This window comes from Caballeronia sp. LZ032 (genome assembly GCF_031451315.1).
GTDB lineage: Bacteria > Pseudomonadota > Gammaproteobacteria > Burkholderiales > Burkholderiaceae > Caballeronia.
This window is the reverse complement of the sequence record NZ_JARUXP010000001.1, coordinates 3,274,349-3,293,007: the sequence shown is the minus strand read 5'-3', so window position 1 is coordinate 3,293,007 and position 18,659 is coordinate 3,274,349. Positions and strand designations below refer to the sequence as shown.

General features: G+C 59.2%; 13 protein-coding genes. 10 read left to right on the top strand and 3 right to left on the bottom strand.

Annotation, left to right across the window (positions count from 1 at the left end):
* Nucleotides 1–2: 2 nt before the first annotated feature.
* The 3 genes from pglX to brxL are packed head-to-tail and all read left to right on the top strand — an operon-like array spanning nt 3 to nt 8,509.
* Nucleotides 3–3,878 (top strand): BREX-1 system adenine-specific DNA-methyltransferase PglX, encoded by a 3,876-nt coding sequence (gene pglX / locus QCE69_RS15435; protein WP_309931458.1) that lies wholly within the window; start codon nt 3–5, stop codon nt 3,876–3,878.
* A gap of 3 nt (nt 3,879–3,881) precedes the next feature.
* Nucleotides 3,882–6,410, top strand: a complete 2,529-nt coding sequence (locus tag QCE69_RS15430; protein ID WP_309931456.1) for a PglZ domain-containing protein — start codon at nt 3,882–3,884, stop codon at nt 6,408–6,410.
* A gap of 5 nt (nt 6,411–6,415) precedes the next feature.
* The gene (brxL, locus tag QCE69_RS15425; RefSeq protein ID WP_309931454.1) at nt 6,416–8,509 is read left to right on the top strand and encodes a BREX system Lon protease-like protein BrxL; all 2,094 of its coding nucleotides are present in this window, start codon (nt 6,416–6,418) and stop codon (nt 8,507–8,509) included.
* 320 nt (nt 8,510–8,829) lie between these two features.
* On the opposite strand, the gene QCE69_RS15420 is transcribed toward brxL, so the two are convergent.
* Nucleotides 8,830–9,981, bottom strand: a complete 1,152-nt coding sequence (locus tag QCE69_RS15420; protein WP_309931452.1) for an XRE family transcriptional regulator — start codon at nt 9,979–9,981, stop codon at nt 8,830–8,832.
* Nucleotides 9,978–10,577 carry a hypothetical protein gene (locus QCE69_RS15415; RefSeq protein WP_309931451.1) on the bottom strand — a complete coding sequence of 200 codons (600 nt, stop codon included), beginning with the start codon at nt 10,575–10,577 and terminating at the stop codon, nt 9,978–9,980. The genes QCE69_RS15420 and QCE69_RS15415 overlap by 4 nt, the downstream gene beginning before the upstream one ends.
* Nucleotides 10,578–11,038: 461 nt before the next feature.
* Here QCE69_RS15415 and QCE69_RS15410 point away from each other — a divergent pair, with 461 nt between their 5' ends.
* The 6 genes from QCE69_RS15410 to QCE69_RS15385 all read left to right on the top strand — a co-directional run bounded on the left by QCE69_RS15410 (nt 11,039) and on the right by QCE69_RS15385 (nt 15,910).
* Complete coding sequence (locus QCE69_RS15410; protein WP_309931450.1) at nt 11,039–11,515, top strand: hypothetical protein; 477 nt, start codon at nt 11,039–11,041, stop codon at nt 11,513–11,515.
* An 86-nt stretch (nt 11,516–11,601) separates the two neighbouring features.
* Entirely contained in the window at nt 11,602–12,567 is a 966-nt protein-coding gene (locus QCE69_RS15405) for a DUF932 domain-containing protein (RefSeq protein WP_309931448.1), read from the top strand.
* Nucleotides 12,568–12,650: 83 nt separating this feature from the next.
* Nucleotides 12,651–13,652, top strand: a complete 1,002-nt coding sequence (locus tag QCE69_RS15400) for a lambda-exonuclease family protein (protein WP_309931447.1) — start codon at nt 12,651–12,653, stop codon at nt 13,650–13,652.
* Nucleotides 13,653–13,671: 19 nt separating this feature from the next.
* Entirely contained in the window at nt 13,672–14,604 is a 933-nt protein-coding gene (locus tag QCE69_RS15395) for a phage capsid protein (RefSeq protein ID WP_309931446.1), read from the top strand.
* Nucleotides 14,601–15,530, top strand: coding sequence for a hypothetical protein (locus QCE69_RS15390; protein ID WP_309931444.1), 930 nt, complete (start codon nt 14,601–14,603; stop codon nt 15,528–15,530). Before QCE69_RS15395 ends, QCE69_RS15390 begins: the two co-directional genes overlap by 4 nt.
* A gap of 62 nt (nt 15,531–15,592) precedes the next feature.
* Nucleotides 15,593–15,910: a hypothetical protein gene (locus QCE69_RS15385; RefSeq protein WP_409021190.1), complete on the top strand. Its 318-nt coding sequence runs from the start codon at nt 15,593–15,595 to the stop codon at nt 15,908–15,910.
* Between the two features lie 615 nt (nt 15,911–16,525).
* Here QCE69_RS15385 and QCE69_RS15380 read toward each other — a convergent pair.
* Nucleotides 16,526–16,855 (bottom strand): helix-turn-helix transcriptional regulator, encoded by a 330-nt coding sequence (locus QCE69_RS15380; protein ID WP_309931441.1) that lies wholly within the window; start codon nt 16,853–16,855, stop codon nt 16,526–16,528.
* Between the two features lie 180 nt (nt 16,856–17,035).
* Between QCE69_RS15380 and QCE69_RS15375 the strand changes: the two genes are divergently transcribed.
* The gene (locus QCE69_RS15375) at nt 17,036–18,187 is read left to right on the top strand and encodes a toxin-antitoxin system YwqK family antitoxin (RefSeq protein WP_309931439.1); all 1,152 of its coding nucleotides are present in this window, start codon (nt 17,036–17,038) and stop codon (nt 18,185–18,187) included.
* The last annotated feature ends 472 nt before the right edge of the window (nt 18,188–18,659 follow it).

The window sequence follows — 18,659 nt, the reverse complement described above, 5'->3', positions numbered from 1 at the left end:
GCATGGCCTTCGACCAAACCACAAGAATTCGGCTGCAGCGCTTTGTCAACGACGCACGCCGCGTGCTGGAAGAGGAGTTTACTCGTCAGCTCCATAACGACTACGGCATGGACCCGAACGCAGGCAGCGTTACGGAGCTGGCCAGCCTGCGCCACATCAACGATGCCCAGCGCGAATCCGCGCGCATCTTGCGCGACACCTTGGCGCACTACTGCGCCGGTGGCAACATGGCCGCCAGACAGGGGCTAGATCGCATAGTTCGAGAGCAGGCCTTTACGGTGCTCAACCGGTTGGCCGCCCTGCGCATGGCCGAGGCGCGCGGGCTGCTGGTGGAATCGGTGGGCAACGGCCTCCAGGCGAAAGGGTTTCAGCTTTACGCACGACTTGCCGGCACAGGACTGGGTGAAACCGGCGATGCCTACCGCGCCTATCTGTTTAGCGTTTTCGATGAACTGAGCCAAGATCTGCCGGGGCTTTTTGACCGCTACTCACCGCAGGGTCGCCTGTTCCCACGTGAAGCGGCGCTGCTGCAAGTGCTCAACCTAGTCAACGATGCCGAGATCGCTCCCTTGTGGAGCGAGGACGAAACCATCGGCTGGATTTACCAGTACTTCAACTCCAAGGAAGAACGCAAGGCGATGCGCGATGCCTCGCAGGCGCCGCGCAACAGCCACGAGCTGGCAGTGCGCAACCAGTTCTTCACGCCGCGGTACGTAGTCGAGTTCCTAGTGGACAACACTCTGGGACGTCTGTGGTTCAACGCCACCAGTGGCGCAACCCACCTGCGCGAGCGTTGCCAGTACCTGCTGGTCAAACCCGATGAAACGCCCCAAGCTGCTACAAAGCTGCGCGATCCGCGTACCCTGAAGCTACTGGACCCCGCCTGCGGCTCCATGCACTTCGGCCTGTATGCCTTCGACCTGTTTGCCGAGATTTATCGCGAATCCTGGGCTTGGGAGCAGCTACACGGCCCCGGCTCGCTGGACGTTTCCGCCCAGCCCCAGGCGGCGCTCAAGCCGCTGAGTCAGACCTACGCCGACGAGGCAGCATTCTTGTGCGACTTGCCGCGCCTGATCATCGAGCACAACATCTACGGCGTGGACATTGACCCGCGCGCCGCGCAGATCGCCTCACTGGCACTTTGGCTGCGAGCGCAGCGCGCCTGGCACGATGCCGGCGTCAAGGTCAAAGACCGCCCGCTCATCGGTCGTGGGCATGTCGTCGCTGCCATTGCACCTCCGGCAGAGCGTGATCTTCAGCGGCACTTCTCGGCCGGCCTAGATAAGCGCGACGCCGAGCTGTTTGAGAAAACCCTACAGCTTCTGAAGGGACTTCCCGAGCTAGGAGTATTGCTACAGGTCGAGAAAGACCTTCAGAGGCTAACTAAAGAGATATATGTTGGGAACGGGACTGGCCTATTCGCCGAACAGGAGCAAGAGACCTGGTGGCAGGCCGAAACCAGGTTGCGAAAGGCACTCCTTGGGTTTTCTCATGCAGCGAAATCGACATATCAAGCACGGCTATTTGCTCAAGATGCGCTGGATGGGTTGCGTTTGATTGACCTCTCAAGCGAGCGATTTGATGTCTTGGTGATGAATCCACCGTTTGGCGAGCCTACACGCTCGACGAAAACTTACCTTGATGAGACTCTGCCACGATCCAAGGGAAATCTTCTCACGCAGTTTATCGAGCGAGCAACGCAATTGGTTCGGCCGGGTGGCCGTGTTGGAGCGATTGTCAGCCGCACATGCTTCTTTCTCCAGAGCTTTTCGGCATTTCGCAAGTCGGTGCTGGCTGAGGATCTCTCACTGGAGAGTTTTGTTGATCTTGGACAGGGGGTGCTCGATGCGATGGTGGAAACTGCAGCTGTCACTTGGGAGAGGAACCACGGAAAGGGCGATGAAGCGATCTTCTTTCGAGAGCTTAATCGGGTCGATAAAAACAGCGGTCTACTCGAATCAATTCACTTACTGAAGAGCGGGCGCGGTGGCAATAACCTCTTTATGAAGCGAGTCGAGCAGTTTTCAGTCTTTGACGATATGCCGTATGTGTATTGGATCAGCGATTCGATCGCCAGAAAGATTGCAGCACACCCCGCAGTCGAGCCGTTGGAATGCTCCATACGGGTTGGTTTGCAGACTGGGGATGATTTCAGATTCCTGAGACTTTGGTGGGAGGTGAACAGCTCTGAAGTTGTGATCCCCACCAAGAAGCACGATGTAGAAGAGCTTCGCCACGAAGCTATCGAGTTAAGTAGAAGAAAAAAATGGGTGTGGTACTCAAAAACGGAATCAGCGTCGCCAGTTCTTTCTTCGATACACCTATATGTCAACTGGTTTGAGGACGGTGCCGAGATTAAGGCCTATCACGTTGGAAACGGCCACTCTGCGTCGAAATACGTAATGTCTGAGTCAATGTACTTCAGACCGGGCTTCAGCTACATGCTTCGCTCAAGTCGCTTAGTTCCCTATCTCGTGCCTTTAGGGGTTATTCCGACAGCAGGCAGAAGTCAGGTGTACCCAAAGGAAGGATCGGAAATTTGGCTTGCGGCCCTGTTGTCGTCGAACCTAGCCACTGCTGTTTCCCGCTTTCGCGGCGAGGCGTTCTGGCAGCCAAAATTCCAGAACTCAATGGTTTCTGCGATACCTTACATCAAGCCGGAAGCGAACGACCTAAATGAGGCATCCCGTATCATTTCGGATGTGCGTGAGAGGATGGCTGAAAAATTTAAGCGTGATGAGACCGAAATCCTATTCACGACACCCTCACTTAACGGCGAAGGTGAAAGGCGTCAACTCTTCAACCGTGAGACTCTGATAGGCGCAATGTTTGATGGGCGTATAGCTGAGTTGACTGGACTGACGCGAGACGAGTTTGGCGCCGTTCAGCGCGATCATAACGAGGCATTGGTCCGGATGTCGGATGCTGACGCTGCAGACATTAATGGCGATGAAGAACAGAGTGATGAAAGTAGCTCCGATGCCGACGAGGTTGATGATGAGACATTCTCACGCCTGTCGTGGGGCGTGGGTGTGGCCTTCGGCCGCTTCGATTGGCGGCTAGTTACTGGCGAACGCCAAGTTCCACTCGAGCCGGCCCCGTTTGATCCGTTGCCGGCCCAAAGTCCAGGCATGCTTTCTGACGTATCCGAGTCATTTCATGTTCACAACGGCATCTTGGTGGACGACCAGGGGCACCCACACGACCTAGTACGCCTCGTCGAGGAGGTGCTTACCCGCGTCGCGGTGGCTGTACCGGATGATGTTCGCCGTTGGCTGCAACGCGAGTTCTTCCCCTTTCACTTGCGACGCTATGCGAAGAGCCGCCGTAAGGCACCCATCTACTGGCCCATGGCGACACCTTCCGGCAGTTACACGTTGTGGGTCTATTACCCGAGCCTCTCAAGCCAGACGCTCTACACCGCCATCAACGATTTCGTCGAGCCCAAGCTAAAACAAATCGGTGATGACGTGACGGCGCTGCGCAATCAAGGCGTCTCCCGTACACGCGAAGACGAAAAGCAGTTCGAGACACTGCAGGCCTTCGAGTTCGAGCTGCTTGAGCTGCGCGACACACTGCTTAAGCTAGCGCCCACCTACAAGCCCAAGCATGACGACGGCGTGCAGATCAGCGCCGCGCCACTGTGGCCCCTGTTCCGCCACAAGGCCTGGCAGAAAGTGCTCAAGGACACCTGGGCCAAGCTGGAAAAAGGCGACTACGACTGGGCGCATCTGGCCAAGAACTACTGGCCGGAGCGCGTGCGGGAAAAGTGCAAGACCGACAAGTCGCTAGCCATCGCACACCGCTTAGAGAATCTGTATGTCGAGCCCGTGGCCAAACCGAAAAAGGCGCGCGGCAAAAAAGAAAGCCGGGGGTGATGAATGAGTATTGCTGAATTTATCCGCGAGAGCGTGCTGCGGCCGCGCTTGAAACAAGCCGGCGCCTTGGTGGTATACGACGCCGACCAGCGCTACCGCGAACAGTGTTTCGATCTGGCGGCTGACAAGGTGCGGGTGGTGGATGCATCAGAAAGCAGCATTGAATGCCGCGAGGCGGCGCTGCTTGCGCTGCGCGAGGTGGGGCAACCCAAAGCCCCATTGGAAGGGGTTTTAATCTATGTGCCTTTCAGACGACCAGAGACTGACGCGCAAAAGCAAGCGGACCCGTTCGCGCTATACGCAGAATGCGGCGCGGCGTTCCCGCAGGACGATGGCGACGAGTACCTGAGCCTTTGCCTGCGTGCCAAGCCGGATCACGCTACCGAGATCCGCCAGGCGTTTGCCGGGTCACCTGCGGGGCCTACATTTGCGGTTATCGATGCCATCGGCGGCGGCGTGAGTTGGCCCCAACTGCGGGCAACCTTGCGGGTTGAATCTGGCCGGGAGATTCTGGTGGCACTACTGGCGCCGAGCGCCAGCCAAACCCAAGCGCTGAAGGGGCAGGAAGGCTGGGTGGAAGAGGCGCGCGATTTCCTGCGCGCTACCTTGAGCCTCAGCGTAAAGACCCGCGGCAAGACCTGGGCCGCCTTGGCGGATGAGCTTTGGCGCTACGTGCTGTTCAGTGAGTTCGTTTTTGATTTACCGGTGGCGCTGCCAGAGACCCTGAAAGGAGTGCCATATGCCCCCCCCGAAGCTAGGCCCATCGTCGAGGATGTTTGCGAGCGCCTGCGCAGCGACCCGAAATCACGCGCGGTGTACATCGAGCGAGCCGAGGGCATCGAGGCAGAGCTCAATCTGGCGGATCTGTGTGGGTGGATTGAAGACTTGGGTGAGCGCGACACCTTCCCATTCGAGGAGCGGACCTTCCTGCGCACGGCGATCAAGGGCGTCGTAACCGGCGACACTGATGCCACGCGCCGTGTGCTGTCCCGTCATAGAAGCTCGGTGTGGCTGGGCAAAGGCGAAAGTCAGGCGCAGTGGGAGTTGGTGCGGTCTGGCCTGAGCTTGGTCGAGGCCTGCGAAGACTTTGAACGCCAGCTGCCAGACCACTCACGCTCTCAGGCTGATCTGATCGACTTCTACCTGGGCAGCCTGCGAGAAGCGGACCGCTTGCAGCGCGAGTTCGAGCAAGCGGCAGGCGATTTCCTCGACCAGCACGGCTTGATGCACGAGGTGATCAGCCAGGCACGGGCTCGCTATCGGCGCCTGGCCGAAAAGGTTCAGGGCGTGTTCGTGAAGCACGTCGAGACGGCTGGCTGGCCGCCTAGCGCACGCCTCGCCAACGCCGATGCCTTCGATCGGTTGGTGGCAGATCGGCTCAAAGAATGCGGGCGCAAAGTGGCCTACCTGATGGTGGACGCCCTGCGCTACGAGTTGGGCGTGGCGCTCGAAAAACTGCTGGTAGAGGACGGCCCGGTCGAGCTGCAAGCAGCTTACGCGCAGCTGCCGACCATCACTTTGGTGGGTATGGCGAGCTTGTTGCCCGGAGCACGCACAGGTTTGACCTTGTCGCTGGAGAACGACTCACTCGTGCCCAAGCTGGCGGGGGCGCCAGTGGGCAACGTTCCGCAGCGCATGAATGTGCTGGCCAAGCGTTACGGGGACCGCTTCTCGGAAATGCTGCTCAACGATTTCGTGCGTGGCAAACCGAAGATTTCAGAGACCGTCGACCTGCTGGTGCTGCGCTCTACGGAAATCGACAGCCAGTTGGAGAGCAACCCCGAGACGACTCTAGGCTTGATTCCCGGCACGCTTAAGCTGATTCGCGTCGCACTGCATAAGCTGCGCGGCATGGGATTCAACGAAGCTGTCATCGTGACCGACCATGGCTTCTTCCTCAACGCGCAGGCGGAGGCTGGGGATGTGTGTGTCAAACCCCAAGGCAAATGGCCAGTGAATGCGCATGACCGCATAATGCTGGGCAATGGTTCGGAAGATGGTCACAGCCTAGTAGTCAGCGCTGAGAAGGTCGGCATTCGGGGTGACTTCTCCCAAGTGGCGTTGCCCCGCAGCATGGCGCCCTATCGCTCTGGGCACTTATATTTCCACGGCGGGGCGTCCCTGGCGGAGGCCGTTGTACCGGTGCTGGTGGCGCGCCTAGATACCGCCGCCCATGCGGAACTGCGTAAGATAGTGGTGGAGCTGGGCTACAAGAACGGCGCCAAACGAATTACTACGAGATTGCCAGTCATCGAAGTGATCCTGGTCGCCGACGATATGTTTTTGCAAGACATGAGCGTTGAGATCTTGCTGGAGGCGCAGGACAGCAATGGCAAGGTGGTCGGTGAGCCACGCCCAGGCGGCGATGTGAATCCCGCCACCCGAACCGTGACCTTGATGGCAGGTCAGCGCAAGCAAATCGCGCTGCGCATGGACGACGAGTTCAGAGGCAAGTTCTCGATCAAGGCGCTGAATCCGACCACGCTTGCGGCATACAGCGCTCTTGCGATTGAAACCGACTATACGGAGTGAACCCTATGGACGAACTGGACCAAAAGCTAAATGCGACCTTCGACGGCAAAGTGCTGCGCAAGGACTTGCTGCATCGGATCAAAAAAGGCACCAACGTCCCGACATTCGTCCTCGAATTTCTGCTCGCTAAGTACTGCGCAAGTAACGATCAGGCGGAGATGGATGCCGGCATGGAAGCGGTGCTTTCCTCCTTGCAGGAGAACTACGTTCGCCCCGATGAAGCCAATGCGGCTCAGTCCAAGGTCGCCACCAAGGGCAAGCACCGGTTTATCGACAAGGTCCACGTTCGCTATGTCGAGAAAGAAAAGCGCCACTGGGCATCTCTGGAAAACTTCAACTCGCAGCGCATCGCGATAGGCGAGAAATTCTACCGTGACAACGATCGACTGCTTGAAGGGGGCATCTGGGCCGAGGTGACCCTCTCGCATAACGATATCGACGACGACGACTATGCGTTCTCCATCGAGGATCTACGGCCGATTCAGCTCTCGCGCTTCGACTTCGAACGCTACACCGAAGGCCGTGCGGCTCTCACACGCGACGAGTGGATCGCGGCTGTTTTGAGGTCGGTTGGCTTGGAGCCAAGCAAGCTGTCGAAACGCGTGCAGATGCACTTCATCGCCCGACTGGCGGCTTTGGTGGAACCCAACTACAACTACATTGAACTGGGGCCGCGCGGCACGGGTAAGTCCTACTTCTTCAGCGAATTTTCACCTTATGCCACACTAATCTCGGGTGGACAGGCAACCAAGGCCACGCTGTTCTACAACAACGCACGTCGCAAGGTGGGCCTGGTCGGCTATTGGGACACAGTTGCGTTTGATGAAGTCGGCGGGATCAAGGTGCGTGATCCGGACACGATACAGATCATGAAAGACTTCATGGCCAACGGCCGCTTCTCGCGCGGCGCCGAGGTCATTGCCGATGCCAGCTTGAGCTTCGTCGGCAATATTGATGTCTCGGTGCAGCAAGTGGTGAATTCCAACGAGTATGACCTGTTTCAACCACTGCCCCCCGAGCTTGACCTAGCTGTGATGGATCGTTTTGCTGCCTATATCCCAGGCTGGGAAATGCCCAAGAATAGCAGCGAGTTTCTGACCAGCCGATATGGCTTCATTACGGACTATCTGGCCGAGGCCTTCCACTACCAATTCAAGCACACGAACCGCTATGAGGAAGTCAGCAAGCGCATTCGTCTTGGCAAGTCGATCGAGGGGCGCGACGAAAAGGGCATCAAGAAGACCGTGTGTGCGTTTTTGAAGATCCTGCATCCGAATGGCCCGCCTTCAGACGAGGAGTTCGAAGAGTACGTGGCTTACGCGACCGAGTGCCGCCGCCGCGTTAAGGAGCAGATGAACAAACGCAAGCCTGACGATGAGTTTGCGCGCATCAATCTGTCCTACTTCAAGTCCAGCGGTGAGGAGGTGGTTGTCTTCTGCCCTGAATCGAAAGATGCTGCGGCAACACAGCAGCCAGCTCGTCGCGGATTGAGTCAGGTGGATCAGCAGCCCAGCGCGGTAGTCAAAGTGCAGCCAGCCGTTCAACCTCCGGCCGCCGTTGCAGCGGAACCTCCAGTAGCTCCGTCGGCGACTGCTCCGACCCCCGCGGTGGTTACGCCAACACTGGTGGAGCTCAAGGAACAGCACTTCAGCATCCTCTATGGCGACACTGGTTACAGCTATGAATCGATCCTTGGCCCCTACTTGCAGGGCGCGAAGACCGTCGTCATTGAAGACCCGTACATCCGACTCCAACATCAGATTCAGAACTTTGTGCGCTTTTGCGAGACTGTGCTGAAGGCCGGTACTGCGAAGAAGATCAGCTTGATCACTGGCTACGACGACAAGACGCAGTTGGCCGAAATTGCCGAAAAGCTCGAAGAACTCAAGCAAAGTCTGCTGGAGCTGGATGTCGAGCTGGAGGTGAAACTCAACCCCAACATCCATGACCGCGAGATCCGCCTCGACAACGGCTGGATCATCAAGATCGGTCGTGGCCTGGATTTCTATCAGAAGCCGGGCGGCTGGTTTGAGGTTGGAACGAACGATCTGAGTCTGCGAAAGTGCTTGGAGACCAAGGTAGATATTTTCCGGGCGTGAGGCAGGCTCTCAAGCAAAGCCTCGGTCCGCCACTGGCAAGTCGCCTGATCGCCTGTGTGCTTCTGTCAGTCAGTGCAGTGGATTCGCCCAACGGTGTTTGCAGGCCGAGGCACTGTCTCCCAAACCGGCATCCGCATGGCTACAGGCGCGTTGCTTCGGCTCTTGCTTTACCTCAGAATCGACTCCCAGCATTGCTGCAATTTTGCTGCAGTTGGTAGTGGGTAAGCCGACGCATAGAGAGTAGTTCTGTCATTCAGTGCCCACCGCGGGTCACAACAGTGTTGTCGCGCGCATTCATCCACAAGAAGAATGCGACGCGCTTATTGACCTCTCGTGGAGTTGGAGCCAATGCTACCGCTTCGCGCGCGCCGCCCCACGGACATTGAGTAAACGTTATCGGGCTTGCTAGAGAAAGCACCATGATCGAAGCGGGCGGCGAGCAACTCGTCCAGCAGTGAAGCTTGCACCCTCATCTCTTGGGCCAATGAGGTACGAGAAATACCAAAGGCTTCACGCAGCACTTGAATGCTGTCTGCGATCAGTTCAGGTACTTCGAATGGCATCTGCTCGTCCTCAACCTCTCTCCGCGCTTCGCCACGGCGAGTCAGGCCGATCACGCCACTGCGGTACTGCTCCTCGGAAAACACGCCCAACTGACGCCCGCGATAGAGAATTGCAGCCTTAGACACCCCCCAACGTCGCTTGATATCGACCAGTGCCGACCAGTTTAGTCGCGTGCTGCGTAATGCGGCCCTGCACTCTGCAGCGAAATACCGGCGCGGCATAAGGAAGGCGCTCGCAAACCGATTTGCCTGAGATTCCGTGACCTTATCTCCGGTCTGCACACCGATGTGCAAGCAGAAGTGACCTATCTCGTGCGCGATACCAAAGCGCGCGCGAGATGCCGAATGACTATCCGCGTTCATCGCGATGACCGGGCGTCGCGTCGCAAACGATATCGCATCGATTTCAGGGGCCAAGCCATTTATCGGCATCACGACGGCGCCAGCATTTTCCGCGATACGCGTCATGTTCTGAATAGGACCAAGGCCCAACTCCCAATGCTCCCGGGCGCGCTCTGCCGCTTGCTCGATAGCTTCGACGGTGGTGGTATCTCCCTCTTCAAAGCCGTATCTGGGCAGATCCAGGTGCTCGTCCATGACGTTGACCATGCGCTTCAAGAATTCGCCCCGCGCACGTGCGATCTGGTGAAGCACGGCTTTGGTCGTCAGTTGCTTTCTGAAGTGGCATTGCTCATCTGCGATCGGCATCGGGTCCGGCTCGACAAAGTACTCCGGCAAAACCGCGACCGTGTCGCAAAGCCTCGTGACGAGCGCAGAAGTGGGTACATCGACACCAGACTCGATGCGACTAAGAAACTGCTTCGAGCAACCGATCTGATCGCCTAGATCCTGTTGAGAAAGGCCGTGAAACAACCGTGCAGTCCGCAGGTTTGAACCAATGAAAGTCATGAGGCGTCAGGAGTTGCGGCGGCATCGTCAGCGTCAGTCCGCTTCGGACCAACAGGAGCTTTCCCGACATCTTTCGCCGGCGGTGTATTGGCGGAAACCACGTGAAGCGCCTTCATGCCGCCGGACACCCACTTGCATTTCACAATGCCCATTACGTCCTCACCGACAAGCACCACGCGGGGATCGTCGGCATCTGCGTATCCGCCATCAAGGATGAAACAGAATTTGCAGGGCACGCCGTTCTCTACTTCGTCAAAGAACGACTGCTGAATCGGCGTCGCTTCGAGCACCGCAGGCTTGGTGGGCTTTTCCGGATCATCAGCGGCAAAACGGCACGGTATGCCTTCGATCGTAAAGACGAGATCATTCCCTGCGTGGCGCAACTGAAGCCATTCAAATTGGCCCGACAATGCGACAGATTTCAGCCGGTTCTTCTGACGGGCGAAGCGCGTAGTGCCACGCGAATAGCCATCGTCGTACTCGCTTTGTAGATCGGTTAGCGTCGTAAAATGTTCGGCGATCAGAATGTCCGCGACAATTTCGAGACGCTCGGCATGAAGGCCAGGATGAAAGACTTCCGGATGCGGCAGATTCATTAGTGTGTGGCCTTATAACTGTGCAAATTTGGAAAAACGTCAACCGGATTTTTGTGCAAAATCGGGAATCCGTCAACTGAAATCTGTCGCCCTGGTATTTGTCGCCAACTCTTTCGCCAGTGGCACAAGCGGCGGCGTCACGTAGGGATGGATTGGTCTTCGACTTAATCGCAGGCTCTGGAACGCACCTCCTCTGACGTGTGGCCTCGTCTGGAGGCTTGCGCTCACCTGATCCCGACGCCAGTTTTTTTCAGACCTATATCACCCACCTGAGCATGGCACCGTTGCCGCTCCGTCGGCACGTTCCCGTGCTGACGCATTCCGTCTCAGGAGTCCGGTGATGATCCCCATATGTCCCCTCGACTATTTGGTCGCCTTCGTGATCGCTTTCCTTCTTGGCGCGCTCTGGACGTTGTGCTTCGGCTGCTACGCCAACAAGATCCGGCGAGAGGCGGCCGCCCATGCATGATCACCGCCCATTTGAGCCATCCGATGATGACGAGGAGTGGCTCCTGCACTGCCGGCGACCGCACGATCCACGCGAGCCCCCGGATGATCGCCACCTTGGCGATGAACTGACTCGCTTCCACTCTGGCACGCGCGGCGCGATCTATCCGTGTCCGGCCTGCCAGTCGTTACTGACTGAGCCGCGTCATCGTGCGCGGCGCATCGGCGGCGCAATTGGCGCTGCTACCGGAGCAACCAGCGCGGCGGCGGCGGCACTGTCCGGCGCAGAAATCGGAGCGACAGTCGGTACGCCTGGCGGGCCATTCGGCATGCTGTGTGGTGCCATTGCGGGCGCGGTCATCGCTGGACTGGCCGGAGCCGCCGCCGGCTGCGCGACCGGTGCCGCGCTCGGCGAGACCCTCGATCAAAAAGTGTTCGACAACTGGCGCTGCCGCGCTTGCGGTCACACGTTCTCCATCCGGCCGGACTGATCCGGCTTCTGCTTTTTCACTCTCCTGTATTTCCACTTTCGCCCGGCCCTGTGCCGGGCTTTATGCACTTCTCTGGAGGTTTTTTCATGCATCTCGTATCCGCAATGGCCTACGTCGGTGAAACGCCATGGCATGGTCTCGGTAACCCGCTTTCCCCCAAACAGCCGATTGAGGTCTGGGCTGAGCAGGCCAGTATGGACTGGAATATCGAATCGGCCGAAGTCCGCTACGTCGCCGGACTGCCCGGCTCCGGTCTCGGCTCGATCCATGCGTTTCCCGAGCAGCGCGTGCTCTACCGCTCCGACACAAAAGCGCCGCTGTCCGTCGTGTCGTCGCGCTATCAGGTCGTGCAGCCGCGCGAGATCCTCGAGTTCTACCGGGATCTCACCGAAGTCGGCGGTTTCGAGCTGGAAACGGCTGGCGTACTCAAGGACGGCAAGAAGCTGTGGGCGCTCGCTCGTACCGGCCAGAGCGCAACGCTCAAGGGCCGCGATGAGGTGAACGGGTATTTATTGCTTGCGACAGCCTGTGACGGGACCCTCGCCACTACGGCCCAATTCACGTCGGTCCGAGTCGTGTGCAACAACACCCTCGCGATCGCGCTCGGCGACAGCGCTGGCGCCGTCAAGGTGCCGCACCGTAGCCAGTTCGACGCGCAGGCCGTCAAACGCCAACTCGGCATCGCGATCTCGTCGTGGGACGGCTTCATGGTCCGCATGAAGGCGCTGGCCGAGCGCAAGGTGAAGGACGCGGCCGCCGAAGCGTTCTTCCAGCGTGTGTTGACGTATCCGGCGAGTACGGGTCTGCCTGCCCCGGCGACAAATGACAGCGCGATCAAGGCTGCGCACGCACTGTACGCCGGTCGCGGCAAGGGTGCCACTTTGCCTTCTGCTGCTGGCACCGCCTGGGGCCTCGTGAACAGTATCACCGAGTTCGTCGACCATCAGCGCCGTGCGCGCAGCAATGATCATCGGCGTGACGCCGCATGGTTCGGAGCAGGCGCCACGCTCAAGCAAAAAGCGTGGGACGAGGCGATGAAGCTCGTCGTCTAGATGTTCCCCCCACCGTCATAAAGCGCCCGGTCGAGCTACCGCTCACCGGGCGCTTTGTCTTTGATGCCTCCAAGGAAAAGGAAATGTCACAACTCATTCAAGGTGCGAAACTCAGCCGGTCAGCTCCCGCCCTTCGCCTAGTCGAGACGGGCGGCCTGAGCCGTACCGACTGGCTCGAGGTGCGCCGGACCGGCATCGGCGGCTCGGATGCTGCGGCTGCCGTCGGACTCAATCCATACAAGAGCTCATTGGAACTGTGGCTCGAAAAGACTGGCCGTGACGCAGAGCTTCCGAAACCCGACCCGCACGACACGACGGAGCCAGTCTACTGGGGCACGTTGCTTGAGCCGATTGTCGCGGCAGCCTACACGCAGCAGACCGGCAACCGTGTGCGGAGGGTCAATGCAGTACTTCAGCATCCGACGATCCCCTTCATGCTCGCGAACCTCGATCGCGAAATCGTCGGCGTGCCAGGCGTGCATATTCTGGAGTGCAAAACGGCCGGAGAGTTCGGTGCACGACTGTGGCGCGATGGTGTGCCGGAATACGTGCAGTTACAGGTCCAGCATCAGTTGGCTGTTACCGGCAAACGCGTCGCCGACGTCGCGGTGCTGCTGTGCGGCCAGCAGCTGGCGGTGCATCGCATCGAGCGCGATGACCAGCTGATCGCTCGGTTGATTTCGCTCGAAGCGCAGTTCTGGCAATACGTGGCGAACGACACGCCACCGCCCGCTGATGGCTCTGAGTCTGCGGATCGAGCGCTGCGCTGCCTGTACCCGGGGACGGCGGGAACCACGGTGGACTTCTCTGACGACCGGAAGCTATCCGCGGCCTTCGCGGATCTGGTCGCAGTGCGGGCTGAGATCGAATTCCGCGAAAAGGAGGAAACGAAGCTCAAGCAGGCGATCCAACAGACGATGGGCGATGCATCGCATGCAGTTTTTGAAACCGGTGAAGTCTCGTTCAAACGCAGCAAGGATTCCACCGGCGTCGATCTGAAGCGGCTTCTAGCCGATCACCCCGCGTTCGAGAAGCAATATGCCATCACGAAACCCGGCTCGCGCCGGTTCCTTGTTTCTGTCTGACCTACAGGAGTATCAAATCATGCTGAAAGGATTGGCAATCACCCCGCCCGTCATCGGGCGGATTTCGATCGGCCGCGTGGTCGAGAAAAACGGCAAGCGTCTGCCGGAGAAAGATGATCAATTCACCGTGACGACGCAAGTCCAGAACCGCGACGGATGGATGCTGCACCCGCTGAACGAATCGCTGCGGAAGGCGACAACCGACAAGCTGCGGTCGATTCCGGTGCGGTTTCTGTTCAACGATCCGGGCCTTAACCTGCGCGCGGAATATTCGCTGTTCGATCGTGAGTCCGGCCGACCCGTGTGCGTCGGCAACGGCGAGACGTGCCGTCGTTCCGGTCACGCCGGCATCGAAAATCTGCCGTGTCCGTCCCCGGACGGCTGCGCGTTTGGCCAGAGCGGTGCCTGCAAGCCTTACGGCCGGCTGAACGTGTTGATCGGCGACGAGGACGGGGACGGGATGGACTCGTTCATCTTCCGCACCACCTCGTATAACTCGATTCGCACACTCGCCGCGCGACTGCATTACTTTGCGGCGGTATCTGGCAACCTGCTCGCGTGTCTACCGCTCGAACTGAAGCTGCGCGCCAAGTCCACCACACAGAGCTACCGTTCGGCGATCTACTACGTCGATCTCGGTGTTCGCCCAGGCAGCACGCTAGAAGCAGTGATCACCGGGGCGCGTGAGCTGGATGCACGGCGCAAGACTGCCGGGTTCGATCAGGCCGCACTCGATACCGCCGCACAGATCGGGTTCAGTAACGGCGCGTTCGAGGACAGTATCGAGGAAGTCGTCTCGGTCACGGACGAGTTCTATCCGGCACCGTCCGATGACGACAATGGTCACGGTGACGGTAACACTCATACCGACGTTACCGGGATTCCCGCGACATCCAGCCTGAAGGGCCGGCTGGATCAGCGCGCCGCACTGCTCGGCGGGAAAGCTGCATGATCCGTCGCTCCGCACTCGTTTTGGCCGCCGCATCAACCGGCACCGCCGTTTGCATATCGGTACTGGCCGGCTGGCAGCGCGGCGGATGGTTGTCGGAACGACTGGTGTGGGTCGCAATGGGCGTCGTGCTTGTCGCCAGCGCACATCTGCTGCCTGCGCTGTGCCGTCCTGCGCCAGTTGCTGTACGTGCCGTCGGATTCGTGCTGTGGCTCGGCTGCATGGGCGCAGCATCGTTCGGCCATGCGACGTTTTTCCTGCTGTCGCAGCTCCATGCCGGCGAAGTCCGCATAGCGGCCATTCCGGTCATCAGCGTTCCGGCCCACCGGACGCTGACGGCGGTGATGGCGGATCGCGTGTCGGTTGTGTCCGACCTGGCTGTTGTCAATGCTCGGCACTGCATCCGCGACTGCTCTGCGCTATGGATACGGCGAGCCTCCCTGGCTGCCCGGCTTAATGCCCTTGATGCCGAAGCGACCGACGTGCGACGATATCAAGTCATCGAGAACGGTAACGTCGCTCGCCGTGACTCGGCCCGCGACGATCCAGTCACGGCGCGGCTTGCTGCGCTCCGGGGCGTCGCGGATATGAGACTCGATCTGTTCGTGGGTCTCGCGTTCGCGGCCGTTCTTGAATGCACTGCCTGCCTACTGTGGTGGATTGCGATGCAACCGCGACAGGAAGCACCTCGAGTCACGGATCATGATGGCCTCGTGTCCCCGATCATGGTTGCCGTAGCCACCGGAAGAGAGGCTGACGCGCCTTCGGTTACCACCATGACCGAACTAGAAATCGAAGTCTCGAAGCTGCGCCGCGACATCGATGCCGGCATCGTTCGCCCCACCGTCGCCAGCATCCGCCAGTACCTCAACTGCTCACAAGCCAGAGCCGCTGCCCTGCGCAAGCGGGTCGTCGACGCTACGACATAAGCCGGGCGCATCCCGCGCCCGGTTTCCTTTTCTGATCACGCATCCGGTTCATCCGGAGGCTCGTGCTCGCCCTTTTCCCGGAGAACATCAGAATGCAAATCTATCGGAGCCCACGTTTCACAATGGGCCGACCTGCTATAACGCCTGCGGCCGAAGCGGCTCTCCATGCCGCCGGCATTCATCCGCTGCGACTGCTGGCGCGACACATCTACGGTGACTGGGGCGATCTGCCTGCCGAAGACCTCGCCGAAAACGAACGCGCGCTGTTGTCCGGCGCACGGCTGCTGTCGAGCTATGCGATACCGGGCGGCGGCAAGGTTTGGGTCATCACCGAAGCCGACCGCTCGATCACGACCATTCTGCTACCGGAGGACTACTGATGCCCGCCCTGATTCAACAGCTGCACCCGATGCTATATCCGGGGCCACGGCTGATACTGGACGATACGCGTCAGTCAGTCTTCAGCCAGCAGGGAGACTGGGATGCCGGAAGCGCCCTGCATTGCGCAGCCATGGCGCTCGCGATACTCGGCAGACTGTCCGATCCGGTTGGTGCGCCCAGCTACGCGAACGGCCCCATTGCGCATTTCTGGGATCAGGCGTGGCCGCATTACCTGCACGGACTGACGCCTTCAGAATGCGCCGCTTTCGTCTGGGAACTCGATGCTGACGTACAGCCTCGTTCAGTTCGAGGGCTCCGCCGACGGACTCGTGCACTTTTGCGCCGGGGAGTTGGCCGCGGGTGACCGGTGGTCATCTGGATTGTCAATCCGCCTAACCGACGAGTGGCATACAACGCAGGTCGTCGGGATCGAGGAACGTGATTCGATCCCGAATGCATTGCTGTTGCTCGATCAGGCGGAGGCTGCGCCGGTGCTGGCCGCGTGCAATGCGCAGCTGGAGTTTGGGGAACCGCACGCATCTCACATCACGGCCGACTTGACCGTGCAGGCGGACATGGACGGCGCGGTGTCGATCCGCAAGCTGGTACCAACCCTACCGGAGCCGGCTGCGCTTGATCTCAGGCGGCGTCGCCGCATTCGCGCGGCGTTCCCCAGTCGGGACGAGCGATACCCCGTTCAGCGGCTCGAACAGGCCGGCCAGCGTGATATTCAGCGCATGGCAGATATTTGCCAATGTCTCGACCGAGGGATTCGCGATGCCGCGCTCGATGGCCGAGATATACGTCCGGTCAACGTGTGCCTCGAAGGCCAGCGTCTCCTGCGACTTGTCGACCTCGTGCCGGCGTTGCTTGATGCGCCGGCCGAGCGCCACCGTTATCGGTGCGGGCGAGCGGATAGCAGGGGCGGGGCGTCGGGTAGTCATGGAAGGCAGGATGCCCGGATGACGACTGATTCACGACGCTACAAACTATTCAATTTTTGAAGTATCTACTCTTCAATAACGAAATTTCCTGCCGTTATAGAGGCGAGGGACAGCCAGCTCACACGCCAGCATTGCATCCCATTTCGAGGTGTAAACACGACAGCGAGAGAAAACCAATCAGTGAAGAACACCGAAGCCGGGCCGCCTAGATCGGCTCGTCCACGCGCCGAGACGATCTGCATGCCGGCGCGTCCACACCCTCACCTCTACACACCGATGAAACAACGAAAATCCCTGCGGTTTGCGCTTCTGCCTCTGGCCTTCGCTTCCATGTTGCTCTCCGGCTGCGGCGACAAGATGCTCGACTTCCGCAACGCCCAGATCAACAACGGCAAGGTCTACGCGGGCGATGCTAACAGCCCGTTCTCGGGCACTCTGACGAACGTCTCTGCTGGCCAGATTCTTGGCACACAGAACGGCTTCGGCAAGCTCATGAACGTCGTCAACTACGACCTCCCGAACGCCACGGTCGGCGCGATGGGGCTTGGTTCCATCTGCGACGTTCATGTCAAGGACGGTTGGCTCGACGGCAAGGCGACATGCAAGACGCCGCAGTCCGACATCGTTCGCATGCAGATGACATTTACGAGCGGCACCCTCGACGACGATTTCATTGTCTTCGGCGCATCCGGCAAACAGCCCTTTGTGACCGTGACATTCAAGAATGGAATGCCAGACGGTGTGCAGAAAGTCTACAGTCCCGAGACGAACAGGCTCGTCTATGTTAATCACTGGGAAGGGGGCGTCGCGACCGGCATAGAGGAAGGCTACTACGCGGACACGGGAAATCTTTACGTGCATGCGACCCGCGTCAACGGTCAGTACGACGGCCAACTGCTTGTGTACGCGCCGGACGGCAAACAGGTTATTCACAGCGTGACTTACGTTGCCGGGAAAAAGCAAGGACCTGACGACGAATACGATCCCGCAACCGGTCAGCAGATTGGCCATGCCGACTGGGAAAACGGCCAGATGGACGGTGTCGTGAAGGTGTGGGACACCAGCGGAAAGCTGGTCAAGGAAGTTACCTATGATCACGGTACTCGCATGCCGATGGCAGATGAGATCGCGGCACAGGCCGCGCTCGACGAGCAGGCGAAGGCACAACTTCAGGCCAACACGGATGCGCAGGAACACATAGCAGCCGTCTCAGCGTGCGTTCAACGCCATCACGATGAGTTCCACAAACAAACTGGCACTTACACCAACTCGCCGACGCTGGAGCAGACGGCAGAATGGCAAAAACAATGCGAGGCGTCTCCGGGAGCCTAAGGCCGACTCCAATCGAGTAGCCACGCTCGCATGCGCAAATGCATTGGCGACACGGCAAACAAAGAAGCGGCAATCATCTCGACCGAGATGGTTGCCGCCTCCAACGATTTCCATCTTTTTTTGTCGAATTGCACGGCGCGCAAAGCGCCTCATCTGCAATTATCGAATTGACGCAGGCCGAAATGCTTGAACGAGTTCGACCTGTAAACGGTCGGCCAAGCTTGCATGACCTCAACGACCGCGTCCAAAGTCAAATAAGCATCCGTCTAGTGCCCGGCTCAGCGACTTCTCGGTCTTAGCGGAGGGTCGCCGGCTGGCTGCCAACAGGCAGCTGCTTAGCGATATTGAACTTTCACCTCTCGCCGGTTGAAGTCCCCGATGGGCAGTTCAAACTCCTCCACCTGTGGGCGGCTAAATTCCCCCAGGCAGGACCAGCGGATTATGCGTCGGATTCCTCAGTGACGGCAAGCCT